The following is a 23,227-nucleotide window of genomic DNA, read 5'->3' on the forward strand; positions in this document are numbered from 1 at the left end:
ATTGCGACAGGCACCGGACTTCCTGATATAGGGATAATCCGGTGCCTGTTATTTTTGACCGCAGTTTCAGTAAAAAACAGAAATTCCATATTTAAATTTTCTGTAAAATTTCCAGACGATCACTGCCGGGAAACTAAAAAACAGATAAAGCGTAGTCAGTCCACCAATGACTGCATAAACTGCCATAAGCAAAACTATAATGAACCCCATAAATCATCCCTCCTTCTACCCTTCTATTTTAGTAATATCTTCCATAAAAAGAAAGAGATTGGGAGGAATCTTAACGCTATTTTAATGAAATCGATTATAGTCGAAATCTGTCGATTAAATCCTTTAATATCTGAGCCTGGCCGGAAAGTTCTTCGCTGGTAGCCGCACTTTCTTCCGCTGTTGCCGAGTTTGTCTGGACTACGCTTGATATCTGGTCAATGCCCTGATTTACCTGACTGATGGAAACAGCCTGTTCCCCTGATGCTTCGGATATCGCATTGATGAGAGTTAAGGTTCTTTCAGAAGCAGCAGCAATCCGGTCCAGTGATTCTTTTGTTTCCGAAGCAATAACTGTGCCATGCTGTACAGACTGGTAGGAATTTTCAATCAGCACCGATGTACTCTTCGATGCCTCCGCACTCTTGGAAGCTAAGTTTCTCACTTCATCTGCAACGACTGCGAAGCCTTTTCCCGCTTCTCCTGCCCGTGCAGCCTCAACTGCCGCATTCAGTGCCAATATATTCGTCTGGAACGCAATGTCTTCAATTGTCTTTATTATTTTTCCGATTTCTCCGGACGTCTGGGAAATCTCAGCCATGGCTTCCGTCATCTTCTGCATCTGCTCTTTACCGCTTTTCAGCTCTTTTGCTGTTTCCTTTGCCTGGAGACTTGCTTTGCGGGCACTCTTTGCATTCCCTTCCACCTGCTTTGCTATGTCACCTATGGTGGCTGCCAGCTCCTCTATGGAGCCTGCCTGTTGTGTGGTTCCCTGGGACAGTGCCTGGGCTCCTGCAGAAACCTGGTCCGCTCCTGCTGCCACTTCCCCGGAAGAACGGCTGATGCTTAAAAGAGTATCTGAAAGCTGTACCTTTAACTGGTGCATCGCCTCATGTATCCCCTTAAAACCGCCTGAGTATGCCGTATCACAGGTGCTGCTGACAGTCAGATTCCCTGCTGCCATCTCATGAAGAAGGCAATCCACGTCTCCGATAATCAGCCCAAGTCTCTGAACCAGATCCCGGGTTGCATCGGCCAGAATACCTGTTTCGTCTCTGTTTTTTATATCCGCTACCGGGGTATCAAGATCACCTTCCGAAAGAAGCTTCAGTCTGCCTGCACATGCGGTAATGGGCCTTGCAATCTTACCTGCCAGCGCTGCTGATACTGCAGCTGCAATTACCAGAAACAGGGCTATCAGTATCAGAGTAACCGTGCTGGCTGTTTTGGTTGATCCCATAAAATCTGACATAGGAGCACTGATTCCAATGCTCCAGCCATCCGTTCCCGCAACCGGAGCATAAGACAGAAACATCTTCCGGCCATCTCTTTCATAACGGTCAAATCCACTCTTTCCCTGTGTCATTTTCGATTCTAATGATGCCAATTCTGCCAGTCCGGAGTCCTTTGCAGCACTTTCCTGCACGTTAATGTTGCCTGAAACCTTTTCCATATCCGGATCCGCAATCACCTTTCCGGACTGGTTAAGAAGATAAGAGTTTGAACCCTTACTGATCTGAATGGAGGCAGTAATATCATTTAAAAAAGTCTCCTTAGGAACAAAATAAACCACTCCCACCACTTTCGTTCCGGGAATTCCTTTCTCCCACAGAGGAGCTGATATGATAATGGTCATCTGTCCCGTGACCTTACTGATTAGTGGTTCCGATACCGCCATCTCCCCTTTGATGGAGCGTTTAAAATAATCCCTGTCAGAATAGTCTTTTCCATCGAAGATACTGATTCCGTCCACTCCTATAATATTACCCCTTTGGAACCCGTGGGTCTTGGATCTCTGGTCAATAATGGACTTTTTTTCTTCTATACTTGTCTCCGGATTAGCCAGTCTGGCAATGCTTCCCGCTTCATAAGCAAGGTTCTTATAGATATCCAGTTCCTTTGCAACCCGCTCAGACGCAGTCACCGCCAGCTCCGTCATGGACTGGTTCATGGTTCCGATCATGCTGTAATAATTTAAATAAATACTGATACCGCCAACTGCTGTAAGAGAGAAAAAAACTGTTAAAGCCATATAAAGAAATATCTTAGCTTTTATGCTCTTCATAGCAATTCCTCCTTTGTGCATTAGCAGAGATTCTGTCGAAATATCTGCTTTTTAACTTTCTTTCAGTATACTTCACAAAGGTATAATTGTCCATTCTGTTTTAGAAATGCAGCTATTCCCCCAACGCCATTAAGGAATCCACCTGATCTGCGCTATCCGGCAGAATTCTGCCCATAGTATGCACCGGCGCCATGCTTTCTCATATAGTGCTTGTCCAAAAGGGATGCAGGTGCCGGCTTACAATCAGGATTAATCTGTTCGCACCGCGCCGCCATCTTTGCCACCTCTTCTAAAACAACGCTGTTATGAACTGCCTCCTTTGCATCCTTCCCCCATACAAAAGGACCATGATTCTTGCAGAGGCAGGCAGGTACTGCCATATATTCCTTATCTTTTAAATACTCTACGATCAGAAGCCCCGTATTCTTTTCATACGCACCGTTTATCTCTTCTTCATTCAGGCAGCGCAGACACGGAATCTCCCCATACATATAATCCGCGTGTGTGGTCCCATAACAGGGAATGCCCCTTCCTGCCTGTGCCCAGCTTGTGGCCCAGGATGAGTGGGTATGGGCGATTGCTCCGATCTCTTTGAATGCTTTATAAAGTTCTAAGTGGGTAGGTGTGTCGGAAGACGGGTTCAGTCTGCCTTCTATCTGATTTCCCTCCAGATCCATAACCACCATATCCTCGGGCTGCAGCTTGTCATATTCCACACCGCTTGGCTTAATTACAAAATAACCCCGGTCTCTGTCTATGGCACTTACATTCCCCCAGGTAAATGTCACAAGGCCGTACCTGGGAAGCTCCAGATTAGCTTCATAAACCTGACGTTTTAATTCCTCCAGCATAGTTTCTTCCTCCTATGGTGTAATCCGGTACATGGCGATCTCATCGGTTTCCCGGTTTGCACTGATTAAAAAATCTTCCCCGTCTTTCATCATATGCACAACATTGGCCGGCCCGCAGTTCCGGTCAAGAATTTCCCATTGATACTCCTGTTTCTCCTTGCTCCAGGAAAAACAGATCAGATTTCGTTCCCCCTGTCTGTGTCCCACCACCAGGACAGGCTTTCCACACAGGCTGCCGCCGTAAATTGCATGGGAGAATTCTGCCGGCTTCCCGTACTCATAGACCTTCTGATAACTGCCCTCCATTTTTTTGTAAATGGAAATGCAGTCACCATGAAAAGGAGACAAAACCGCAAGTTCTTTTTCCCCGTCCTCATCAAAATCCACTAAAACCGCATCACTGGCAGGTGTGTCAAGAAGCCTTCGTACCTCCCACCTCTCTCCTGTCTGTACAGGCGGAACAAACTGACAGATTCCTCCTTCAAAGGACACCAGCCCTGTATCCACCCCGTTTTCTTCCACCCGGTAATAGCCGTGATTTTTAAGCATCCCCTCCTGTATCACTTCAAAGTTTAAAGGATCGGACCCGCAAAGACCGGAAAGATCCTCCGGGAGCACTGCCCCGTAAACCTTGCCGGGACTTGACCAGTCTTCCTTAAACTCATGACCGGATTTTAAGGTACAGGCCAGAAGATATCGTGTTTTCCCTCTTTTCAGTATGTCAAAACGGTGAACATGAGGAAGCACTGCGACAGTCCTTACCTGCCATTTTCCCAGATCATCCGGAGTTACCAGGACAATGACTGCTTCTTTGGAATCATTGGGAGAATAAAATTTATGAGTTGCAAGAAACTGTCCGTCTGTACCCGGAACCTGCACCATGGACATGGTGCCGCCCGGTCCCTCCCAGATCGTAACCACTTTATTTCCATCCATATCAAAGAGCAGACAGGGATCTTCTTTTTCCGCCGCTACCAGAAAATGCTCTTTGCCTTTATAAAAAAGAGGAGCAACCGAATAACATTTTGTCAAATGCTCCAACACCTTTTTTTCTGCTTTCATTTCACACACTCCTCCCGGCATTGTTTATCCAGAATCTCTGTCATTCGTTTATTGGCATCATAAAGATCTTTCATCCACTGGGTATTACCTGTGTACCAGAACTCCGCTACATACTTTCTGATTCCCAGTTCCCAGGCAGTTTGAATGGCGCTTTCAAAATCCACATGCCCCGTACCAAACGGAATCTCCCGGAATTTTCCGGGTACCGTTTCTTTCAGATGCATGGCAACCAGATGACCTTTCCCTGCGCGTAAGTCATCTAATGCATTGATCCCGTATGTTTTGGCGGCGTTGGTGATATTTCCGATATCCGGATAGACGTTTAAATACATAGATGATATCAGCTTTACGTATTCCATGGATTTTTCCACCGTATTCATAAATTCGGTTTCCATGGTTTCAAATCCCAGTATAACTCCGGAGCAGGCTGCAATCTCCGTAGCTTTTTTTAAGTTTTCCAGAAAATACTGTTTCGTCTCTTCGTTTGAATCCTCATAATATACATCATAGCCTGCCAGCTGGATGATCCTGACACCCAGATCATCTGCCAGCTGGATTGCTTTCTTCATAATCTCCATCCCCTTCTCCCGTACAGCGGGATCGTGGCTGCCAAGGGGATATTTGCGGTGCCCGCTTAAACACATGGTGCGGATGGGCAGTCCCACAATCTTCATCGTATTGATTAACTCCAGCCGTTCTGCCTGTGACATGGATAAACGGCTTAACTTCTCATCGGTTTCATCAATGCTGATTTCCACGAAATCATATCCGGCAGTTTTTGCCGCTTCCAGTTTTTCTTTCCATCCAAGCCACGCAGGCATGGATTTTTCATATAATCCAAGGGTATATGCCTTTTCCATAAATTTGCCTCCAAAAAGATGCAATCAACATGGAAGCCCGGGCATTGTTCCACTATGATTGGTTCAAAAATCTGACCGGCGGACCACAAAAACTTCCACCCCTTTTTCCCTGATTAAATCCAGAGCTTCTGCAGATGCTTTTTCGTCAGTAATTAAATACTTGATTTTTTCAATGGGGCAGCTCACAAAGCTGCTGTTTTTTCCGATCTTTGTATGATCAGCCAGGACATAAACGTCCTGGGTTGCATGACCAGCCATCATTTCGTTGATACTGACCTCGTTAAAGATCTCCGTTGTCATGCCATTTTCCCCGCTGATTCCGGAGCAGCCGATAAATGCCTTCTTTGCGTAGATCGTCTGTAAATTGCGAAGTGCAAAATCTCCCACCATGGCTTCTTTGGGATAGCGCAGTTCACCGCCTGTCAGCACAACGTTTACCTCCGGGGAGTGCTCACAGTGAATGGCTTTTCCGTTATTGGTAATGACAGTTACATTGGAGCAGGTAATGTATTCCAGTATTTTTAATGCATTGCTGCTGGTATTAATAAACAGCGTATCATTATCGGATACAAATTTTGCAGCAAATTCGGCAATCAGCCTCCTGTATAAGGAAACCTCGTCTGCAGGGCTGCCGGAAGCAATGGCCCCCCCATGGGTACGTACCAGAAGCTTCTTATCTTCCAGATACTGTAAATCCCTTCGTATGGTAATAAGAGAAACCTCTAATGCTTCCGCCAGTTCATCTACCCGCACCCTGGGATTTTTCTCCATCAATTCCAGGATGCGGCTCCTTCTGTTTTCAACACAAGCTCTGTCTTTTTTCATTATTTTCCCTCTCAACTCATAAAGATATGATTCTTTATCCTCATTATAGCCTGTTCAGAAGCCTGTGTCACTTATTTTATGTTCGTTTTGATTGAAATTAAAGAATTCCATTTTCCTTCATTTTTTGTTCCATCTCCTGGGGAGACATGATATTTCTCAGACCGATCACCAGAGTGCCTTTTTCCTGTGCACCCTTAAACATACTGACGAAATTCTGTGCGCAAAAGACAACATCATACTGAGCGGCTGCCGTTTTTCCTTCCGATAAAGCGCAGTGGTGAACTTTGGAGGGCTTTATTCCCGCTTTATCAAGTACCTTCTGCATCGTCATTTTCATCATCAGACTGGAGCCAGCCCCATTGGCACAGCATACCATAAAACTCATATTTTCTTTTGACATAATCATTCTCCTGACTTCTATTTGATTCCCTTTAATTCTTTATAGGCTTCGTAATTCTCTGTAATAAGGAAATAACCTTTTTTGTCCTTCCGGTACTGGATCTGGGGAATTGCCAGTAAAACAGCTACCACAATCGCCACACCGGCGTAGCTTAAGAACTTCATCACTGCTGTCATAACCGGCCACACAACGGCCCAGTCCCACATGCCTAAATATCCGCCGTAAGCTGCCATTCCAACCCAGCCTGCGATGATTGCCGATCCGAATACCTGGCAGATACCGGATAAGAACGGTAAGATGAGAGCTGCCTTAATTCCGCCTTTTTCATTGGCAAATACGGCAATGGTCGCGTTGTCAAAGAATACAGGAACGAAACCGCAGATGACCAGCACAGGGCTCTTTAATACAATCAGCCCGATAATCGCCAGAATCTGACCTGCAAAGCCTGCGAGGAAACCAAGGGGTACGGCATTGGCTGAACCAAATCCGAATACTACTGCACAGTCAACTCCGGGAAGAGAGCCTGGAAGAAGCTTATCTGCAATTCCCTGGAAGGAAGCGGTCAGCTCAGTCACGAAAGTTCTGACGCCCAGCTGGAGAATCGCTAAGTAAACGGAGAAATAAAGGCAGGTCTGAATTACATAGAAGAACATGCTGGCGCCCTCTTTCATGAACTTTTGTTCCACCAGATAGTCTCTTCCTAAAATGCAGAGAATGGCTCCGAAGAAAACGATCATCAGTATGGAAGTACATACCATGTTTTCATTGAAAATGGACATGAATCCGGGAAGTTCGATCTCATCAATCTTCTTTACTTCTTTACCGTTTTTCTTTTTGCCAAACAGTTTTTCTGCCAGCCATGTATTCAGTGCGATACCGAACATCTGCTGATGTGCCAGGCAGAAGCCTGCACCATCGGTCAGTTCCTGGCACGGCTTAATGGTGAGGTTTGAACCAACCGCCCAGTAAGCTCCAAGAATCAGCGCCATCACTACCAAAAGAGCTGCATTATTATTTAATAAAAACGGACAGGCAAAGAGGATGAGCCAGTAAGCAGTTGCTGCCTGCTGCACCTGGACATGGCCTGTGGTAAACAGGGCTCTTAACTTTGTCACCCTGCTGAAACGAACCAGGATAATATTTACGATGAAAGCGATTAAAAGCAGAATCATTGCATTGCCGAACGCTTTGCCGAACACCTCTTCTACCCCCGCCGTTACCGCATTCTGCCCAAAGTAAGGGTCAATTACCATGGCGTTCATATTGAAACGGTCTTTTAAGCCTACAAGCACAGGGCGGAAATTGCTGACCAGACCTCCCGAACCAACGGTCAGAATTAAATATCCTACAATTGCTTTAATAACTCCTGCCAGAACGTCATACCAGGGTTTTCCAAGCAGCACATAACCGATCATAACAATCAGACCAATCATAAAAGCCGGCTGCTGTAATACATTGACTGCAAAATACGACCAAATCTTTAATAAAATATCCATAAGAAACCCTCCCCATTATTAATCCAGATAATCGTTCTGAATTCTGATTAGATCCTCCGGTGTATTGGCACTTAAAAGTGCTTTCACCGCCCCTTCATTCATCAACAGTTCCGACAGCCTTGTCATATTTACCAGATGCTGGTCCGGATTGCAGGAAGCCAGCGTAAAGAAAAGCCTTGCATCCTTTTCCTCATCACCCGGGTCAAAGCTGACCGGCTTATTTAACTTCATAAATCCGATTGCAGTTTTGTGCACCCCTTTTGCACCTTCCTGCGAATGCGGCATGGCTACATTGGGCATTATAATAATGTAAGGCCCATACTTCCTGATGCATTCAATGATTTCTTCCTTATAACCTGTATCCACTGTCCCGTCAGCTTCTAAGGTCTCGCAGCTCATCCGGACCGCATCCTCCCAGCTAGCCGCTTCCTCAGCAAATTTATAATGCCCCAGTTCTACAAATTCTTTCAACAGCATGACTAACCCTCCCCGATTGTTTACAGACAGGACCGAAATGGTATATTCTGCGGAGCTTCAAAGCAATCTTCAAACCCTCTTGGGTGATGGTAGGCCTTTTTCTCTCTGTCTGCAGGGTAGACATATTTTCCGCCCACTTCCCAGAAGAACGGATGGAACCGGTAATCCAGGCGGTCCTTTTTCATATCATAAAGCACCCGTATTTCATTGACATCTGCCATAAAGTTGGTCCAGACATCATAGTGAATGGGAATAACCACATCGCAGTTTAATGCTTCCGCCATACGCAGCACATCACAGGAGGTCATCTTATCCGCCATGCCTACCGGGTTTTCTCCATAGGAACCAAATGCCACATCTACCTTATGATCTTTCCCATGCTTTGCAAAATAGATGGAATAATGGGAATCGCCGCTGTGATAGATATTGCCTCCAGGAGTTTTAATTAAGTAATTAACTGCCTTATCATCCATATCGGTCGGACAGATTCCGGTCAGTTCTTCTCTGTCCGCTCCGGTGGAGTCTGTTGTCACAAGGCAGGTTCTGTCAAAGGAATCAAGCACTACGATCTCTACGTCCTTTATCTTAATGGTGTCACCGGGACGCACGACTCTGCACCGTTCTTTTGGTACTCCCCACTTGATCCAGGTCTCCACAGATTTTAAAGGACCGATAAACGGCACCGGAATTTCATTCCCCTCTTCGTCAGTCGTGGTCATGCCGCTCTGGATTACGTGAGCTGCATATTCTGCGCTCATGTGATCCTGATGATAATGAGTTGCTAACACTCCATCCACCTTTCGAATGGCAAATGGATCAATAACAAAGGGCACTGCTCTTAAATTGGGCTGCATCTTTCTGGCACCGCACATATTAGCCATCTGATGTCCTGCTGCCATCATTCCGTCTCCATGAGTCCGTTTTCCGTTTCCGCACCATAAATCGATGGTTAAATTACAGCCGCCCGGTGTTTTAAACCAGATTCCGGTACAGCCTAACCACCACATCGCCACAGTGCCGGGTTTTACTACCTCGCTTTCAATCTCTTCATTCAGCCAGGTCCCCCACTCGGGAAATGTGCTCATGATCCATGATTCTCTGGTCGTTTCGCTCACCTTGCTCATACTACCTTCTCCTTTGATCTTAATGCCTGTTTTTTATGTTCGTTTTGTTTCTGTAATGTCATATTATCATGATTAATGTTGATTTTCAATACCTTTATATGTTCGTTTTACTTTTATATGTTCGTTATTGAAATTTTGTAATATCATACAGATTTTCGTCGTTTTTTTGTGCACTTTTACATGGGATACCACCATCAATTCTTCGCATAATAGATGGAAACAGGAGGTAAACAGCATGTTCCCGGATAGAATTTATTATGAACCAGATTCCCTGGACTATGAATTGGGAGGACTATTAAAAGAGAAATATAAGGATATTCCATGGATCCCCATTGAGAGCCATAACAAAATAGACGAACTGCGCACCCGCCCCAACAAAGATTTCCCTTCATTGAAGCGGCTATTGGTAATTGGAGTCAGAAAAACCCATCACTATGTTCCAAACCATAAAGTATCGGATTTTCTTGTTCCCTATACCTCTTCCGGCTGTACCGCCATGTGCCACTACTGCTATCTGGTCTGTAACTACAACAAATGCGCTTATTTACGCCTGTTTGTAAACAGGGAACAGATGTTAAATAAAATAATCAGCCACCAGGCAAAATCCACAAGAGATTTCACTTATGAGATTGGGAGCAACAGTGACCTGATTCTGGAAAATACCATTACCGGCAATTTATCATGGACCATTGAGCAGTTTGGAAAAACCAACAAAGGTTTTTTAACCTTTCCAACCAAATTCAATCAGGTGGATACTCTTCTTAATTTAAACCATGGAGGGCGTATTATCATGCGCATGAGCGTCAATCCCCAGTCCATCATAACCAGGTTTGAACCTGGTACTTCCGGGTTAAATGCAAGAATTACCGCGTTAAATAAAATGTGCGACGCCGGTTACCGGGTTGGAATACTCATTGCCCCTGTTATATTAACCGATGACTGGAAACCGCTTTATTCGGAACTGATCACAGCTCTGTCCCTTCAGCTGAGCGAAAAGGTAAAAAGAACCGCCCTGATCGAAATTATTTTTATGACTTACAGCTTTGTCCACAATGCCATTAATACCGAGGCTTTTCCCGATGCAGACAAACTTTATGACAAAGAAATCATGACTGGAAGAGGCCGGGGGAAATACTGTTACAGGAATGATTTAAGAGAAGACGGAGAGCTGTTTTTAAGACAGCAGCTGAATGAAAAATTAAAGGAAATGACCATTTTGTATATTGTCTGAGAGGGCAGCGGCTTTGCAGCTTTTTTTTGCAATACAGGAAAAGATATGATATAATGAATTCGTTTTTATTCTAAAGATAAAAGAAGGAAAATATCATGCATAACGATTTGTTCTCCATCGGCGGCTTTACGTTACACGGATACGGTCTGATGATCGGTATTGGAATCGCTGCCGCATACTTTACTGCAGAATACCGTGCCAATAAGGCCGGACTGGAACCGGATCATCTGTTCTACCTGCTGATCCTTGGAGCCGGCGGCGGCCTTTTCTGTGCCAAACTGCTATACTACATCACAATATTTGATGAGATCAGAAATAATCCCAGGCTATTACTAGATATCTCCGCCGGATTTGTAGTCTATGGAGGTATCATCGGAGGAATCGGTGCAGGATTTATTTACTGCCGGATTAAGAAAATAAGCGCAATCCGTTATCTGGATCTTGTTGCACCGTCAATTGCACTGGCACAGGGATTTGGCAGAATCGGATGTCTTCTTGCCGGATGCTGTTATGGACGGGAAACCTCCGGCCCATTTTCCATCACATTTCAAAGTTCCCAGTTCGCACCTAACGGGATTCCGCTGCTGCCCACTCAGATTGTATCCAGCGTTTTTGATTTTGCCAACTGTTTTGTTCTGCTGGCACTGGCGCGTAAAAATCCGCCTGCAGGAAGAATCAGCGCTTTCTATCTGATTTTTTACAGCCTTGGGAGATTTGTGATTGAATTTTACCGGGGCGATTTAATAAGGGGATCCGTGGGAAGCTTATCAACCTCCCAGTTTATCTCCCTTTTTGTAGCTCTGGCCGGTTTCATCCTTTTATGGAAATCCGGCAGGAAAAAGAACGGACTGTCATAAACCTGATCATTGGCCCGCTTCAAGGACTAAGTTGTTTCCCTCTCAACGAGAGAAGCTTCAAATACCTTATGAAACGGGCTGTTTTTTTTATCCGCCCCTGCTTCAATATCAGAGATAATCATCCTGGTAACCTCTTCTCCCATCTCTTTTGCAGGAACCTCCATGGAAGTCATTGCAGTTTCCAGCATTCCTCCAATGGAATGTCCCGTCAGACTGATGACCTTCACCGCCTCCGGAACCTTTATCCCCAGCTCCTTTAACCCTCTGATTGCACCAAGCCCCTGCATATCAACAGCTACCATAAGTCCGTCCAGTGCTGTGTCTTTCTCCATAAGCTCCAGGACTGCGTTGTATCCGTCTTTAAAATAATCTCTTTGGGGAAATGCGGAACCAGCCACATGTTCTGTTGATGACAGTTCCCGAATTGCTTTCCGGTAACCTTTATACCTTTCTTTATATGGAATAATTTCCATTGATCCATTAATAAAGCCAATATGCCGGCAGCCCTTCCCATAAAGATATTTAACCGCCTGATAGCCGCAGGCATAATAATCCGCTACAACACTGCTTAATATGCTGTCCTGATTTCTTACGATCTGCATCACAGAAATACCGCTGCTTTTTATGTCCCGTAACAGCCTCCCGTTCTGCCCGGTTGCAGCAATTAAGATTCCGTCTACCAGTCCGTTCCGGAGTCTGTTCAGACACTCTTCTTCCGCATCCTGCTTATCTTTTGTATTGCATATGATGATACTGTATCCCATCTTTCTAGCCTGAATTTCTATCCCCTGTACCATTTCCCCGAAGATGGAAAAATTGATTTCCGGAATAACAACACCTATGGTATGCCGCTTTCCCTGTCTCAGTCCCTTGGCCAGCAGATTGGGCTTGTAGCTAAGCTGTTCAACTGCGGCAAAAATTTTTTTCTTTGTCTCAGGGTGTACATAGGAAGTATGATTGAGAGCTCTTGAAACAGTGCTGACATCAACATTGGCCAGCCTTGCCACGTCTTTTAATGTTGCCATTTTACCGGTCCCCTTTCACAGTACAATTGTTTGCCTTAAATTCTTTATACCACACAAAATTTTCTTGTCAATAAGATGAAATGGTTGAAACAAATAAAAAGTCTCCAGCGTCAGTATAGACCTCCGAAGACTTTATTATCCAAACTGTTTTATCAGGAAAATAGTTTCATTATAGATTCAGCAAATTTAGGAATAGCCGTTTTAAGAGCTGAAACAGTCAGTACCAGACAGAACAAATAGCTGATTACCATACAGATTCTTAAAATTTTGGGCTGTTTTACACCTTTATTTACATCCTTATTCCAGATCAGCATACATACGAAAAGGCCCGATACCGGTGTTGCAACAGCTGTCATGATATTGGCAAATAGAATCAGCTGGGTCGGAGATCCATTATAGGAAAAACAAATAACAGCGGCAATTGCAAGTACAATCATCGATCCGATTTTTATACTTTTATGATCCAGATTCGTAGGCTTATCAAAACCGGCATTGAGCAAAACAACGGTTCGGTGGGTGTTTCCAAGGAGAGAAGAAAAAGCTGCCGCAAGTAGTGCAATACCCATAACCACATAAGCCGCTTTTCCCAGCAGCGGCACCATCATTTTCCCTAACTCAGCCGGGTTTTTAATAACAATACCCGCCGGATGAAGCACGATGGCGCCTACAAGCATAACTGCACCGCTTATTAAAATAACCCCCACAATGTGAGTGACAGAGTCTACAAGCATAGCACCGTTAAATAAATCTTCTTTATCCCACTTCTTTTCTTTTCCAAGATAAGTGCCATACAGACCTGTGGTTACAGATGCATTGGTGCTGATAAATCCCAGTGCAGTTGCCAGACTTCCGGCTGGAAATGTCCAATGAGTGAGACCACTTCCAAGCTCTCCTAAGGAAGGCCCTCCTGCCTTGGCCAGCGTGGCATAATAAGCAATTATCATACCAATAATACAGATTGTTATGCCTTTTTCCACCTTGGAATAAACCCCTTTGGTCAGGTAGCAGAATACAGTAATGGCAATCATAATGATTGCACCTAATTTCCAGTCTATACCAAAAATCAGATTCATGCCTGATCCTGACCCGGAGATATTTCCCATTGTGAAAAACATGCATGACAGAAATGAAGCAACTCCTACAAAGGCTGCTGCCGTTCCTCCATAGTAATGACGGATTGCATGGATAATTGGTTTACCCGTGAGCAGTGCAATCCGATAAGTAGTGAGTAAAAATGTAACCCCCATAAACAGAATGGGAATAAACAGCCACATCGTTGCATAGCCATATCTGGCTCCCAGCATGGCTGCAGTTGTGATGGCTCCCGGACCAATAACAATTCCGGTAAGTACAAGCCCCGGACCGATTCTTTTCACTAGCTCCAGAAACGGCAGAGTTTTTATTGCTGAGCTGTCAAAGGCCGCATCTGATGCAGCAGCTGTACTAATATTATTTTCCATGAACTGACCTCCACCTTTAGAGGTTCCGTTTATAATACCCCGTTATAAACGGAACCTCACTCTTACACATGTAGTTACGCTGTCATAAGAAACTGTTATCTTCTTCGTATGTCAATTACTTAAAGAGTAATTTTTGATGTATATCCGCTTCCTTTTAAGCCTTCTGATACCTGTGCTTTCTCCTCCGCTGTTAATGGAAGCACCGGCCGGCGCATCAGAGCGGAAGAAAAGATTCCTCTCTGAAAGAGCGCTTCTTTCATACGTGCATGAGCTTCTCCTGACGGCTGTCCTCCGCCGTAAATCGCTCTGGAGATCGGGAATATCTTATCATCGTATTCATGGATTTTTTTGAAGTCTCCGGCTTTATAAGCTTTAAATGCTTCTGTGATCAGTTCCGGAATACATGCCGCAAAGCCAATTAATGCGCCATCCATGCCGGGGAATGTAAGAGAAGACATCAGGCTTTCATCATGGCATGTAATGAGAGAGACATGAGGGGCTTCCCTGCGAAGAACCCGGACATCATTTTCATATAAAGGAGTTACACGGGTTCCCATCTTGATTGCCTTTACATGATCAATTTCTTTGCACATCTTAACCAGAGTATCAACCGGATAAAATGCCTTGCTGATCGCCGGATATAAATGGATAATAATATCTATATCTGCACCGTCTGCCACGTCTTTAATATAGTTAAATGGTGCGTCCGGATGCATTCCAAAACGCAGCCACATATGGGGAGGCATGAGCAAAATGCCATCCGCGCCTGCTTCCTTTACTTCCTTTGCCATCTCAATGGACTCAACCGTATTTTCACAGTTGATTCCTGAAATAATTGTCAGTCTGTCTCCTACCTCATCGGCTACAATTTCTACAACTCTTTTGCGTTCCTGTCTGTTTAACCCGGTTATCTCTCCTGTATGTCCATTGCAGACAAGACCTTCAATTTCATCAAAGCCGGCAAGCCAGCTGACATATTTTCTGAGTTCAGCTTCATTAATGCTGTAGTCATCATTCATTGGTACGCAGATTGCAGGGAATATTGTTTTCCAGTTTTTTACTTTAGACATTTTTTTATCTCCTTTTTATGCAAGAATGTAATGAATCGGTTTTCACATGCATTGCGCCATACATATGAATGATTTTTCCTACCCAGGTTGGATAAAATATACAATTTTATTATGATACAAACGTTTGTATATTGTGAAACAGATTATATCATCCAAAAATGTCGTTGTAAATATAACCAAATACTCCTGCAATTAGTTGCATAAATTAGTGTTTATTTTTAAAGTCCATTGTATTTCGGCAGGGGATAATCAAGCTCATAGCATCTGCATAAATTAATAAATTCCTGAAACGTTCTTGTTAAAAGCTTGTCCTTATGATGAACGATATAGAAGCATCTTTTAAACTCTGCCCCTTCTATCTTAAGCGGATAAACCAGCTTTTTCTCCAATGGGCCGGATACCATACGTCTTGGAACCACCGCGATTCCAAGCCCATGAATGACTGCATTCACCAGTGCCGTTGTACTCATCCCCTCCCATACCGGCTTAACCGTAATATCTTCCTTTTCCATCACCTCTTCAAACAGCTCTCTGGTCCCGCTTCCATGCTCACGCAATAGAAATTTCTGTCCGCTTAGTTCCTCCTTTTTCAGCACCTGACCCGGGTAATAGGGCGAACGGCCAGGAGCAATCACCGCCAGTGAGTCCTCCATATAAGGTTCCGCAACAAGAGAGCTTTCATGAACCGGGCGCTCCACCAGCGCAAAATCCAGTTCGTTGTTTAAAAGCTTCTGCTCCAGCTGATGGGAGGTTCCTATAAACACCTGCACTTCTGCTTCCGGATATATGGCGGAAAACTTCTCCACATAGCTCGGCATAAACTGGGAACCAATGGTAATGCTCGCCCCAACACGCAAAACCCCGATGGTGTCCCAGTTTCTGATTCCCTTTTCCATATCATCAAGCAGCGCAAATATGCGCTGTGCATATTCCAGAAACTGTCTCCCTGCCTCAGTTAGATAAAGCCTCCGGGATATGCGGTCAAACAATATTATTCCATAATACTTTTCCAGTTCCTGTATGGCTACAGAAACCGATGGCTGGGTCATATATAGTTTTTTTGCTGCTCTGGTTATACTGTTATTGCATTCGCATACAGTGAGGAATATACGCAGATGACGGATTGACATTGTAATACCTCCGGTTTATTATAGCTAATTTTATATGTTATTAATAAAATTATACTATTTTAATTATAAACGGGCAAGTGCTATACTGGAAAGAAGAAATGACAACATGTTAACAGCATTTGCAGCCTGCACGAAAGGAAAGTCCTATGAAATATTTAATAAAAGCAGGAAAACTTTATCAGATTGACAACGGAAGACCCGGTATAAAGCTGGCCTGCTTAAAAACGCCCTATTATCCCATAAAAAAAGCCATTCTTTCTCCTGACGGCAGAATTAAATTGTATGCAGATATTAAAAGCTGTCAGGGCGGAGAAGTGAGCGGAGAGCGGATTTACGTACTTTCTGATCCTCTCAATCAGACTGTTTTATCCGGCATTCCCATATACTCCGATAATCTGTCTTTACTGAGCGGAATGTCAGTAAATCAGATCAGACTTACAATGGAACACAGGCTTTTTGATCTGTTCATGAGAAGCACCCGGGAATACTGCATCATGGATGAAAACAGCTGGGTGGCGGTCAGGCTGGTACACTGCACAGAGGGCGGGTGGTCTGTGGAAGCAGATCCGGTTTTTTCTCCTTTTATTTTAATGGGGCTCTTTATTTTCTGCAGATACTTAGACAAAGAGAACGAATTTATAACGGATTAGAAAAAGGAAATGAGACAGATGAACAGAAAAATATTAAGTAAAATATTCTTATCTACAATTTATTTAAGTACTTTTACCTTTGGCGGCGGCTATGTAATTGTCACCCTGCTGAAGAAGAAATTTGTTGATGAACTTCACTGGATTGACCAGCAGGAAATGCTTGACCTGGTAGCTATCGCACAGTCCTCACCCGGAGCAATTGCTGTCAATGGTGCCATAGTCGTCGGATATAAACTGGCCGGACTCCCCGGCGTTTTTTGCGCCGTTCTGGGCGCAGTAATCCCGCCTTTTATTATACTCACCGTAATCTCCTTTTGTTACAACGCTTTTAAAAATAATCATATGATACAGGCTATGTTAAACGGTATGACAGCAGGCGTTGGTGCCGTGATTCTTTCCGTTGTTTACGATATGGGAAGTGATGTGGTAAAACAAAAGGATCCGCTTCTTCTCCTGCTTATGGCGGCGTCCTTTGTTGCGGCTTATTTTTATCACGTAAATGTGATCTATATCATTCTGGCTGCAGCGCTGGCAGGCATATGCAGAACTATTATCAGAAAACTTAGAAACGAGGCATAATCATGATTTCTTTAAAACTGTTCTGGGCATTTTTTCAAATTGGTGCATTCAGCTTTGGAGGCGGTTATGCCGCCATGCCGTTAATCAAACAACAGATCATTTACAATTATCAGTGGCTTACCATGAAAGATTTTACCGATTTAATTACTATTTCACAGATGACGCCTGGACCAATTGCCATTAATTCTGCAACCTTCGTTGGAAACCAGATCGCCGGAATATCCGGAGCTTTTTTAGCGACTCTGGGCTGCATCCTTCCTTCCTGTCTGTTTGTCACCTTCTTATCCTGGGCCTATAACCGATATAAGAATTTAAGCATTCTCCAGAATATTCTGGAAAGCCTGCGCCCGGCTGTCGTATCCATGATAGCGGTCGCCGGATTTGATATTCTGCTTCCAGCTGTTTTTCCATCCGGTATCATCTCTTTTTTGCCTGAGCAGGTAAAACTTCGCCCGCTACTCTATTTTGCCGCTGCATTATTTCTCCTTCAAAAGAAAAAGAAAGATCCCATTCTTGTCATGGTTTTGTGTGGGATTGCGGAGATGGCTGTTCAGCTTATCGCACCTGGTGTATAAAGTCATTTATTCTTTCTATTCATGATACAATTATGCATTTAACCGTTGTAAATATTTTATTCTCCCTCAATCCTCATAATTACAGTATCTTTTTTATAAATTTTCTATTAACAAAATATCACATTGTGTCGATTAATAGTTGATAGTTAATTAAAATGAAACTGATGGCAGGAAAGGAGGTTTTTTTAACAGGTAAAAAATCGGCTGCATTTGATGCAGTTTATTTTTATGCGTTAACTGGTATATTTTTCCATGTCAGCAATCACTATATTACCGGTGCACAGGAGGGAAGTCTTTTTACTATTTATTTAATTTGAGGGAGCATTTAGATGAAGAATAAGAAAAAAATTAATTTTAATGATATGAAGCTTGCGGTAAAGACATCCATTGCCACAGGCATCATACTGATTATGAGTTTAACCTTACTGATTTCAATCTCCGCCATACTTGCCAGCAATGCAATTTCCAAAGCCATCAATGGCGAGTTTACAGGAATTGCCGCTCAGAATGGTCTCATGGTTCAATCTATTATCGATGATGCATCTGGCACTGCCAAAGATTTACAGGATTACTTAAACCGCGTTTATAACGGCGGGGAAGCCACCAGTGACTGGAAAAACATCAACCGCAAAAGCAGACTATACAATGCCCAGCTCAAAGAAGTCAATTATGAAGTGGAGAATTATATTACGAATTCAGCCTGGGCAGCTCTTAATAACAATGATTCCCTATATGGTGTAGGGGCTTTTTTTGAGCCTGGACAATTCGATCCGGCAGTCAAAGATTACTCCGTATACGTTGACCGTGACAATGCAAAAAATAACACGGCCCAGTCTCTTGGAGCTTACAGTGAATACTCCAATCAGGATTATTACCGGATAGCGCGGGAAACAAAAGCTCCCTATCTGACTGACCCTTTTGATTACAAAGGGACGATGATGAGTACCATTGCATATCCAATTATGAACGGAGACGATGTAATTGGTGTTATTCTGGCAGATATTAACGTATCTAATTTTTCCAGGATCAAAACCACGGATGCCAAGTACCCTTCCATGTATGTGGATATCTATACGGAAGGAAATATGATTGCTTTTGACAGCAAATCAAGTGATAATATCGGGAAAAAGCTGGAAGACTTAATTCCCCCATCAGAATATGCAAAGATCGTGAAGATGCAGGAAAACAAAAAGGAATTCCACATTACTACAAGAAAAGCGGACGGTTCTCCGGAGACCAGGCATTACTACCCCATCACCTGCGGATCCCAGACCTGGTGGGCCTCAAGCAGTCTTGACAGAAGTGATCTGTATAAGGATGTGGTAAGAAACGTGATAGTCATGATCGTATTGGCTGTTTTATCCCTTATTTTTATTAATTCGGTAGTTGTCGTATTTTTACGCAGGACATTGAAACCGATTGATGGCGTAGTGGCAGCTGCTCAGAACATTGCAGCCGGTAACTTAGATGTTCAGATGGAAATCAAAAGCAATGATGAGATTGGCCTGTTATCAAAAACGTTTGTGGAAATGGGTCAGAATTTAAAGCGGATCATTCAGGATATTAATTATCTGCTTGGCCAAATGAGCCAGGGAAATTTCCAAGTCGAATCTGACTGCCAGGATAAATACACCGGCGAATACCGTTATATTTATGAGGCAATGCATAACATCCGCCTGAATTTAAGCAGTACTCTTCTGGAAATTGACGAAGCTTCCGAACAGGTATCCACAGGCGCCTCCCAGGTAGCTGATGCTTCCCAGGCACTCAGTCAGGGAGCGACCGAGCAGGCCTCTTCCATCGAAGAACTGTCCGCAACAATTACAGAAATTTCAGAACGCATCAAACAAAATGCAGCAAACGCAGCTGAGGCGAATTCCCTTTCTCAGGAAGCAGGCATAGGTATCAGCGAGAGCAATCAGAAAATGACTGAAATGACAGAGGCAATGAATGAGATTGCTAATACATCAAATGAAATTGGTAAAATTATAAAAACCATTGATGATATTGCTTTTCAGACTAATATTCTTGCTCTCAACGCAGCCGTGGAAGCAGCAAGGGCCGGATCTGCAGGCAAGGGATTTGCAGTCGTCGCTGACGAAGTGCGAAACCTGGCAGGCAAATCAGCGGAAGCAGCTAAAAATACCACCGCTCTCATTGAAAATGCCATATCCGCAATTGGAAGCGGTACAAAAATAGCTGATGAAACCGCGCAGGCTCTCCGGATGGTTGTTAAAAAAGCTGAAATCTCTACCGGTAAAATTGCTGAAATTGCAGAGGCCTCCAATGTACAGGCCGATGCCATTACACAGATCACAACCGGAATTGACCAGATTTCCGCTGTCGTCCAGACAACCTCTGCTACTTCGGAAGAAAGTGCTGCTACTTCAGAGGAATTATCTGCACAGGCTGTGAATTTAAAATCTCTGGTCGGCAAGTTCCAGCTGGCAAATGGGAACGAGTATGGGAAAGATCAGTCTGCAGATGTATCCGGTCTGACAAATCACAGCGGCAGACCGTCTTCTGAGATCTTTGAAACAAACACAGATATTAAATATTAATGCATTCACCAGCAATAAGAAACGTACATGGTCCGGTTTACTAAACCATGTACGTTTTTCATATCTATTCATATAATGTTATTTCTTTTACAATTCCATCCCAAGGGAAATGAGCCGGAACATACGAATTGCTCCCTGATAATATAAGTCTTCCGCGCGTTCAAATGCTTCATTAAGATCCATAACCCCATTAACCGAAGTCATAATGGAACGGATTCCATAATCATAAATTTTCTCCGCTCCCGGACCCATAGAACCAGTGAGGGCAACAGCTGCTACCCCTCTTTTTTTGCATCTTTGCCCGATTCCCTGCATCACCTTGCCAAAACAGGACTGCCAGTCTGCCCGCCCCTCTCCTGTAACTACAAGAGAAACACCCTCCAGACGGGAGTCAAAATCAATTAAATCAAGCACAGTCTCAATACCGGATTTTAGTTGTCCGCCCAGAAACACGCAAAGTGCAGCACCCAGTCCGCCTGCGGCCCCAGAACCTGGGATTTCATCCGGATTGGTTCCAAATTTCTGCATGATTATATTCCTGTAATTTTCCATGCCTTTCTCAAGCTGGTCTAAAACAGGGGGAGTCCCTCCCTTCTGCTTTCCAAACGTATACGCAGCACCATCCGGTCCGCATAACGGATTATTTACATCACACATAACCGTTAGTTTCACATGGCTGAGTCTGGGATCCAGACCGGAAACATCAATTGCTGAAACCCTGATTAGATCCTCACCCGTCCCATTTAGTTCTTCTCCCTTATCATCTAAGAAACGGACACCCAGCGCTCTCATACAGCCCATTCCGCCATCATTTGTTGCTGATCCTCCTATGGCAATGGAAATGTCTGTGAACCCCCGTTTTAGCGCATCCTTTATCATTTCTCCTGTCCCAAAACTGGTAGTGATCCTGGGATCTCTCTGATTCTCCGGTATCAGTGTCAGACCTGAAGCTGCCGCCATCTCGATGATGGCCCGTTTCTCATCCAGACTGCCATAATACGCATGAACCGTCTCCATAAGAGGTCCATGTACAGTTACATGCACTTTTTCACCCCTGACAGCAGCGATTACAGCGTCTGCCGTACCTTCTCCTCCGTCGGCAACCGGAATCCCTTCCCACTGACAATGTCCAAATATTTCCTTAGCAGCCTTACCTAACAGATCGATTGTCTGCGCACTGGAAAGAGTTCCTTTAAAAGAATCGGATGCAAATAACAGCTTCATATCAGGTTTCTCCTTTCCCCCTTCATGCCCTGATTCCTAATGAAGAATCAGTGACAGAATAAATATTTCCAGTATTCCTGCTATTCCAAGAACCAAAGTTGCAATAGTCTGGGTCTTATATCCTTTTTCCGGTGTCATTGCACCAAAGTTGGTCACTACCCAGAAATAAGAGTCATTGGCATGAGAAACGGTCATTGCTCCGGCACCGATTGCCATGCAGGCTAACGTAATCCTCACTGGACTCTCCAGCCCCAGCATGGGAAGAAGAGGCGCCACAATTCCAGCTGTTGTAGTTAAGGCTACTGTTGAGGAACCCTGTGCACTCTTTAAAATTGCTGCCAGAAGGAACGGAAAGAAGATTCCCATGGTACTTAATACAGAAGCATGATCCTTGATGTAATTGACCATGTCAGTCGATGAAATCACTTTCCCAAGAACTCCGCCCGCAGCTGTAACAAAAAGAATGGGGCCTACTGTTTTTAAGGTTTCATTGGTGATTTCATAAAAATCACCAATTTTTCCAGCAGCTTTAAGCTGAATAATACTAAAAAGCGTACCAACAGCCAAGGCGATGATCGGAGTTCCTAAAAATTTAATAATATCCCCGCCAAGTCCGGTCATGCCTGCCATGGATGCTGCCGAAGAGAGAGCCATCAGGAGAATTGGAACCACAATCGGAGCCAGAGCATTGGCACCACTGGGCAGTTTTCCATATTCTGCCACCAGTTCTTCATATGTTTTACCGATCTCTCCCATATCTGCTTCGTCTGCTGATTTCACCTTTTTTCCAATGTATCTGGCATAGAAGAAGCCTGCAATTAAGGGGAAAATGGAACATAAAGCTCCCATTCCCATAACGAGAAGCAGATTCTCACCAATTCCAAGGGTGGAGGCCGCAGCAATCGGTCCAGGTGTCGGCGGAATAAATACGTGGGAAATATATAACCCGGAGGAAAGCCCCACAGTCATTGCTACAGATGATGCTGCTGTCCTGTTAACCAGTGCCTTTCTGATAGGATTCAAAATAACAAATCCCGAATCGCAAAACACGGGTATGGAGACGACCCAGCCCATCATTTCCATTGCCAGAACGGGATTGTTTTTCCCCACCAGCTTAATGACCAGATCCGCAAGTTTCAGTGCAGCCCCTGTTTTCTCCAGGACTGTTCCAATTAAAGCACCCAGAATAATTACAATACCAATGCTTGAAAAAGTTCCGGAAAAGCCCGCTCCGATTACAGATGCGAGTCCGCTTACTTTTGTTCCATCTCCCAATGTTTTGTCTGTCAGCGGAATTCCTGCTACAAGACCTAACAGTAAAGAGATGGTCATGATGGCGATAAACGGATGAATCTTGAATTTGGAAATAGCCATAATCATCAGAACAATCGCCAGGATAAATACAAAGATTAATGGTAAACCTGTCATAAAATGACCCCCTTTAAGTGAAATTATAATGCGACCAGCTTCTTGTCCTAATATTATCATCAACATAATC

General features: G+C 44.0%; 22 protein-coding genes. 6 read left to right on the top strand and 16 right to left on the bottom strand.

The genetic code is table 11. The features are described 5' to 3' along the window. Positions 1-66: 66 nt before the first annotated feature. The 10 genes from DS742_RS28670 to ulaG all read right to left on the bottom strand — a co-directional run bounded on the left by DS742_RS28670 (position 67) and on the right by ulaG (position 9,367). A complete protein-coding gene (locus DS742_RS28670) occupies positions 67-210 on the bottom strand; it encodes a hypothetical protein (RefSeq protein ID WP_170313314.1) in 144 nt (47 codons plus the stop codon). Between the two features lie 94 nt (positions 211-304). Beyond that, positions 305-2,272: a methyl-accepting chemotaxis protein gene (locus DS742_RS00165; RefSeq protein ID WP_117415016.1), complete on the bottom strand. Its 1,968-nt coding sequence runs from the start codon at positions 2,270-2,272 to the stop codon at positions 305-307. 152 nt (positions 2,273-2,424) lie between these two features. After that, positions 2,425-3,123, bottom strand: a complete 699-nt coding sequence (locus DS742_RS00170) for an L-ribulose-5-phosphate 4-epimerase (RefSeq protein WP_117415017.1) — start codon at positions 3,121-3,123, stop codon at positions 2,425-2,427. A 12-nt stretch (positions 3,124-3,135) separates the two neighbouring features. Beyond that, on the bottom strand, positions 3,136-4,185 hold the full coding sequence (locus DS742_RS00175; protein ID WP_117415018.1) for a hypothetical protein: 1,050 nt from the start codon (positions 4,183-4,185) through the stop codon (positions 3,136-3,138). Further along, complete coding sequence (locus DS742_RS00180; RefSeq protein WP_117415019.1) at positions 4,182-5,045, bottom strand: L-ribulose-5-phosphate 3-epimerase; 864 nt, start codon at positions 5,043-5,045, stop codon at positions 4,182-4,184. The genes DS742_RS00175 and DS742_RS00180 overlap by 4 nt, the downstream gene beginning before the upstream one ends. A gap of 63 nt (positions 5,046-5,108) precedes the next feature. Beyond that, positions 5,109-5,870, bottom strand: a complete 762-nt coding sequence (locus tag DS742_RS00185; RefSeq protein WP_117415020.1) for a DeoR/GlpR family DNA-binding transcription regulator — start codon at positions 5,868-5,870, stop codon at positions 5,109-5,111. A 97-nt stretch (positions 5,871-5,967) separates the two neighbouring features. Then, complete coding sequence (locus tag DS742_RS00190) at positions 5,968-6,270, bottom strand: PTS sugar transporter subunit IIB (protein ID WP_117415021.1); 303 nt, start codon at positions 6,268-6,270, stop codon at positions 5,968-5,970. Positions 6,271-6,287: 17 nt separating this feature from the next. Next, entirely contained in the window at positions 6,288-7,766 is a 1,479-nt protein-coding gene (gene ulaA, locus DS742_RS00195; RefSeq protein WP_117415022.1) for a PTS ascorbate transporter subunit IIC, read from the bottom strand. Between the two features lie 18 nt (positions 7,767-7,784). After that, positions 7,785-8,243, bottom strand: coding sequence for a PTS sugar transporter subunit IIA (locus DS742_RS00200; RefSeq protein ID WP_242996342.1), 459 nt, complete (start codon positions 8,241-8,243; stop codon positions 7,785-7,787). Positions 8,244-8,263: 20 nt separating this feature from the next. After that, positions 8,264-9,367 carry an L-ascorbate 6-phosphate lactonase gene (ulaG, locus tag DS742_RS00205; protein ID WP_117415023.1) on the bottom strand — a complete coding sequence of 368 codons (1,104 nt, stop codon included), beginning with the start codon at positions 9,365-9,367 and terminating at the stop codon, positions 8,264-8,266. A 235-nt stretch (positions 9,368-9,602) separates the two neighbouring features. Between ulaG and DS742_RS00210 the strand changes: the two genes are divergently transcribed. Then, positions 9,603-10,598 carry an SPL family radical SAM protein gene (locus DS742_RS00210; protein ID WP_117415024.1) on the top strand — a complete coding sequence of 332 codons (996 nt, stop codon included), beginning with the start codon at positions 9,603-9,605 and terminating at the stop codon, positions 10,596-10,598. Positions 10,599-10,693: 95 nt separating this feature from the next. Further along, positions 10,694-11,455, top strand: coding sequence for a prolipoprotein diacylglyceryl transferase (locus DS742_RS00215; RefSeq protein WP_117415025.1), 762 nt, complete (start codon positions 10,694-10,696; stop codon positions 11,453-11,455). Between the two features lie 26 nt (positions 11,456-11,481). Here DS742_RS00215 and DS742_RS00220 read toward each other — a convergent pair whose 3' ends face one another. The 4 genes from DS742_RS00220 to DS742_RS00235 form a co-directional block, all read right to left on the bottom strand. Further along, positions 11,482-12,480: a LacI family DNA-binding transcriptional regulator gene (locus DS742_RS00220; protein WP_117415026.1), complete on the bottom strand. Its 999-nt coding sequence runs from the start codon at positions 12,478-12,480 to the stop codon at positions 11,482-11,484. 152 nt (positions 12,481-12,632) lie between these two features. Then, on the bottom strand, positions 12,633-13,940 hold the full coding sequence (locus DS742_RS00225; RefSeq protein WP_117415027.1) for an Nramp family divalent metal transporter: 1,308 nt from the start codon (positions 13,938-13,940) through the stop codon (positions 12,633-12,635). Between the two features lie 119 nt (positions 13,941-14,059). Then, complete coding sequence (locus DS742_RS00230; RefSeq protein ID WP_117415028.1) at positions 14,060-15,010, bottom strand: dihydrodipicolinate synthase family protein; 951 nt, start codon at positions 15,008-15,010, stop codon at positions 14,060-14,062. Between the two features lie 218 nt (positions 15,011-15,228). Further along, positions 15,229-16,140, bottom strand: coding sequence for a LysR family transcriptional regulator (locus DS742_RS00235; protein WP_170313315.1), 912 nt, complete (start codon positions 16,138-16,140; stop codon positions 15,229-15,231). A 146-nt stretch (positions 16,141-16,286) separates the two neighbouring features. On the opposite strand from DS742_RS00235, the gene DS742_RS00240 reads away from it, so the two are divergent. From DS742_RS00240 to DS742_RS00255, 4 genes are all read left to right on the top strand, one after another. Then, positions 16,287-16,790 (top strand): hypothetical protein, encoded by a 504-nt coding sequence (locus tag DS742_RS00240; RefSeq protein WP_117415029.1) that lies wholly within the window; start codon positions 16,287-16,289, stop codon positions 16,788-16,790. Between the two features lie 18 nt (positions 16,791-16,808). Further along, positions 16,809-17,369, top strand: coding sequence for a chromate transporter (locus DS742_RS00245; protein WP_117415030.1), 561 nt, complete (start codon positions 16,809-16,811; stop codon positions 17,367-17,369). 2 nt (positions 17,370-17,371) lie between these two features. Beyond that, the gene (locus tag DS742_RS00250) at positions 17,372-17,944 is read left to right on the top strand and encodes a chromate transporter (protein ID WP_117415031.1); all 573 of its coding nucleotides are present in this window, start codon (positions 17,372-17,374) and stop codon (positions 17,942-17,944) included. Between the two features lie 329 nt (positions 17,945-18,273). Then, complete coding sequence (locus tag DS742_RS00255; protein WP_117415032.1) at positions 18,274-20,505, top strand: methyl-accepting chemotaxis protein; 2,232 nt, start codon at positions 18,274-18,276, stop codon at positions 20,503-20,505. Between the two features lie 87 nt (positions 20,506-20,592). Here DS742_RS00255 and DS742_RS00260 read toward each other — a convergent pair whose 3' ends face one another. After that, positions 20,593-21,729, bottom strand: a complete 1,137-nt coding sequence (locus DS742_RS00260; protein ID WP_117415033.1) for a glycerate kinase family protein — start codon at positions 21,727-21,729, stop codon at positions 20,593-20,595. A 36-nt stretch (positions 21,730-21,765) separates the two neighbouring features. Beyond that, entirely contained in the window at positions 21,766-23,157 is a 1,392-nt protein-coding gene (locus DS742_RS00265) for a GntP family permease (protein ID WP_117415034.1), read from the bottom strand. Positions 23,158-23,227 lie beyond the last annotated feature (70 nt).

It is taken from the genome of Lacrimispora amygdalina, from assembly GCF_003432035.1.
Lineage (GTDB): Bacteria > Bacillota > Clostridia > Lachnospirales > Lachnospiraceae > Lacrimispora > Lacrimispora amygdalina.

What these genes read in the sequence shown, in the direction of transcription:
- DS742_RS00245 (WP_117415030.1), top strand. Translation starts at nt 16,809, where the DNA reads ATGAACAGAAAAATATTAAGTAAAATATTCTTATCTACAATTTATTTA.
- DS742_RS00185 (WP_117415020.1), bottom strand. Translation starts at nt 5,870, where the DNA reads ATGAAAAAAGACAGAGCTTGTGTTGAAAACAGAAGGAGCCGCATCCTG.
- DS742_RS00215 (WP_117415025.1), top strand. Translation starts at nt 10,694, where the DNA reads ATGCATAACGATTTGTTCTCCATCGGCGGCTTTACGTTACACGGATAC.
- DS742_RS00170 (WP_117415017.1), bottom strand. Translation starts at nt 3,123, where the DNA reads ATGCTGGAGGAATTAAAACGTCAGGTTTATGAAGCTAATCTGGAGCTT.
- DS742_RS00190 (WP_117415021.1), bottom strand. Translation starts at nt 6,270, where the DNA reads ATGTCAAAAGAAAATATGAGTTTTATGGTATGCTGTGCCAATGGGGCT.
- DS742_RS00265 (WP_117415034.1), bottom strand. Translation starts at nt 23,157, where the DNA reads ATGACAGGTTTACCATTAATCTTTGTATTTATCCTGGCGATTGTTCTG.
- DS742_RS28670 (WP_170313314.1), bottom strand. Translation starts at nt 210, where the DNA reads ATGGGGTTCATTATAGTTTTGCTTATGGCAGTTTATGCAGTCATTGGT.
- DS742_RS00175 (WP_117415018.1), bottom strand. Translation starts at nt 4,185, where the DNA reads ATGAAAGCAGAAAAAAAGGTGTTGGAGCATTTGACAAAATGTTATTCG.
- DS742_RS00240 (WP_117415029.1), top strand. Translation starts at nt 16,287, where the DNA reads ATGAAATATTTAATAAAAGCAGGAAAACTTTATCAGATTGACAACGGA.
- DS742_RS00220 (WP_117415026.1), bottom strand. Translation starts at nt 12,480, where the DNA reads ATGGCAACATTAAAAGACGTGGCAAGGCTGGCCAATGTTGATGTCAGC.
- DS742_RS00200 (WP_242996342.1), bottom strand. Translation starts at nt 8,243, where the DNA reads ATGCTGTTGAAAGAATTTGTAGAACTGGGGCATTATAAATTTGCTGAG.
- DS742_RS00255 (WP_117415032.1), top strand. Translation starts at nt 18,274, where the DNA reads ATGAAGAATAAGAAAAAAATTAATTTTAATGATATGAAGCTTGCGGTA.
- DS742_RS00250 (WP_117415031.1), top strand. Translation starts at nt 17,372, where the DNA reads ATGATTTCTTTAAAACTGTTCTGGGCATTTTTTCAAATTGGTGCATTC.
- DS742_RS00235 (WP_170313315.1), bottom strand. Translation starts at nt 16,140, where the DNA reads ATGTCAATCCGTCATCTGCGTATATTCCTCACTGTATGCGAATGCAAT.
- DS742_RS00230 (WP_117415028.1), bottom strand. Translation starts at nt 15,010, where the DNA reads ATGTCTAAAGTAAAAAACTGGAAAACAATATTCCCTGCAATCTGCGTA.
- DS742_RS00210 (WP_117415024.1), top strand. Translation starts at nt 9,603, where the DNA reads ATGTTCCCGGATAGAATTTATTATGAACCAGATTCCCTGGACTATGAA.
- ulaG (WP_117415023.1), bottom strand. Translation starts at nt 9,367, where the DNA reads ATGAGCAAGGTGAGCGAAACGACCAGAGAATCATGGATCATGAGCACA.
- DS742_RS00260 (WP_117415033.1), bottom strand. Translation starts at nt 21,729, where the DNA reads ATGAAGCTGTTATTTGCATCCGATTCTTTTAAAGGAACTCTTTCCAGT.
- ulaA (WP_117415022.1), bottom strand. Translation starts at nt 7,766, where the DNA reads ATGGATATTTTATTAAAGATTTGGTCGTATTTTGCAGTCAATGTATTA.
- DS742_RS00225 (WP_117415027.1), bottom strand. Translation starts at nt 13,940, where the DNA reads ATGGAAAATAATATTAGTACAGCTGCTGCATCAGATGCGGCCTTTGAC.
- DS742_RS00165 (WP_117415016.1), bottom strand. Translation starts at nt 2,272, where the DNA reads ATGAAGAGCATAAAAGCTAAGATATTTCTTTATATGGCTTTAACAGTT.
- DS742_RS00180 (WP_117415019.1), bottom strand. Translation starts at nt 5,045, where the DNA reads ATGGAAAAGGCATATACCCTTGGATTATATGAAAAATCCATGCCTGCG.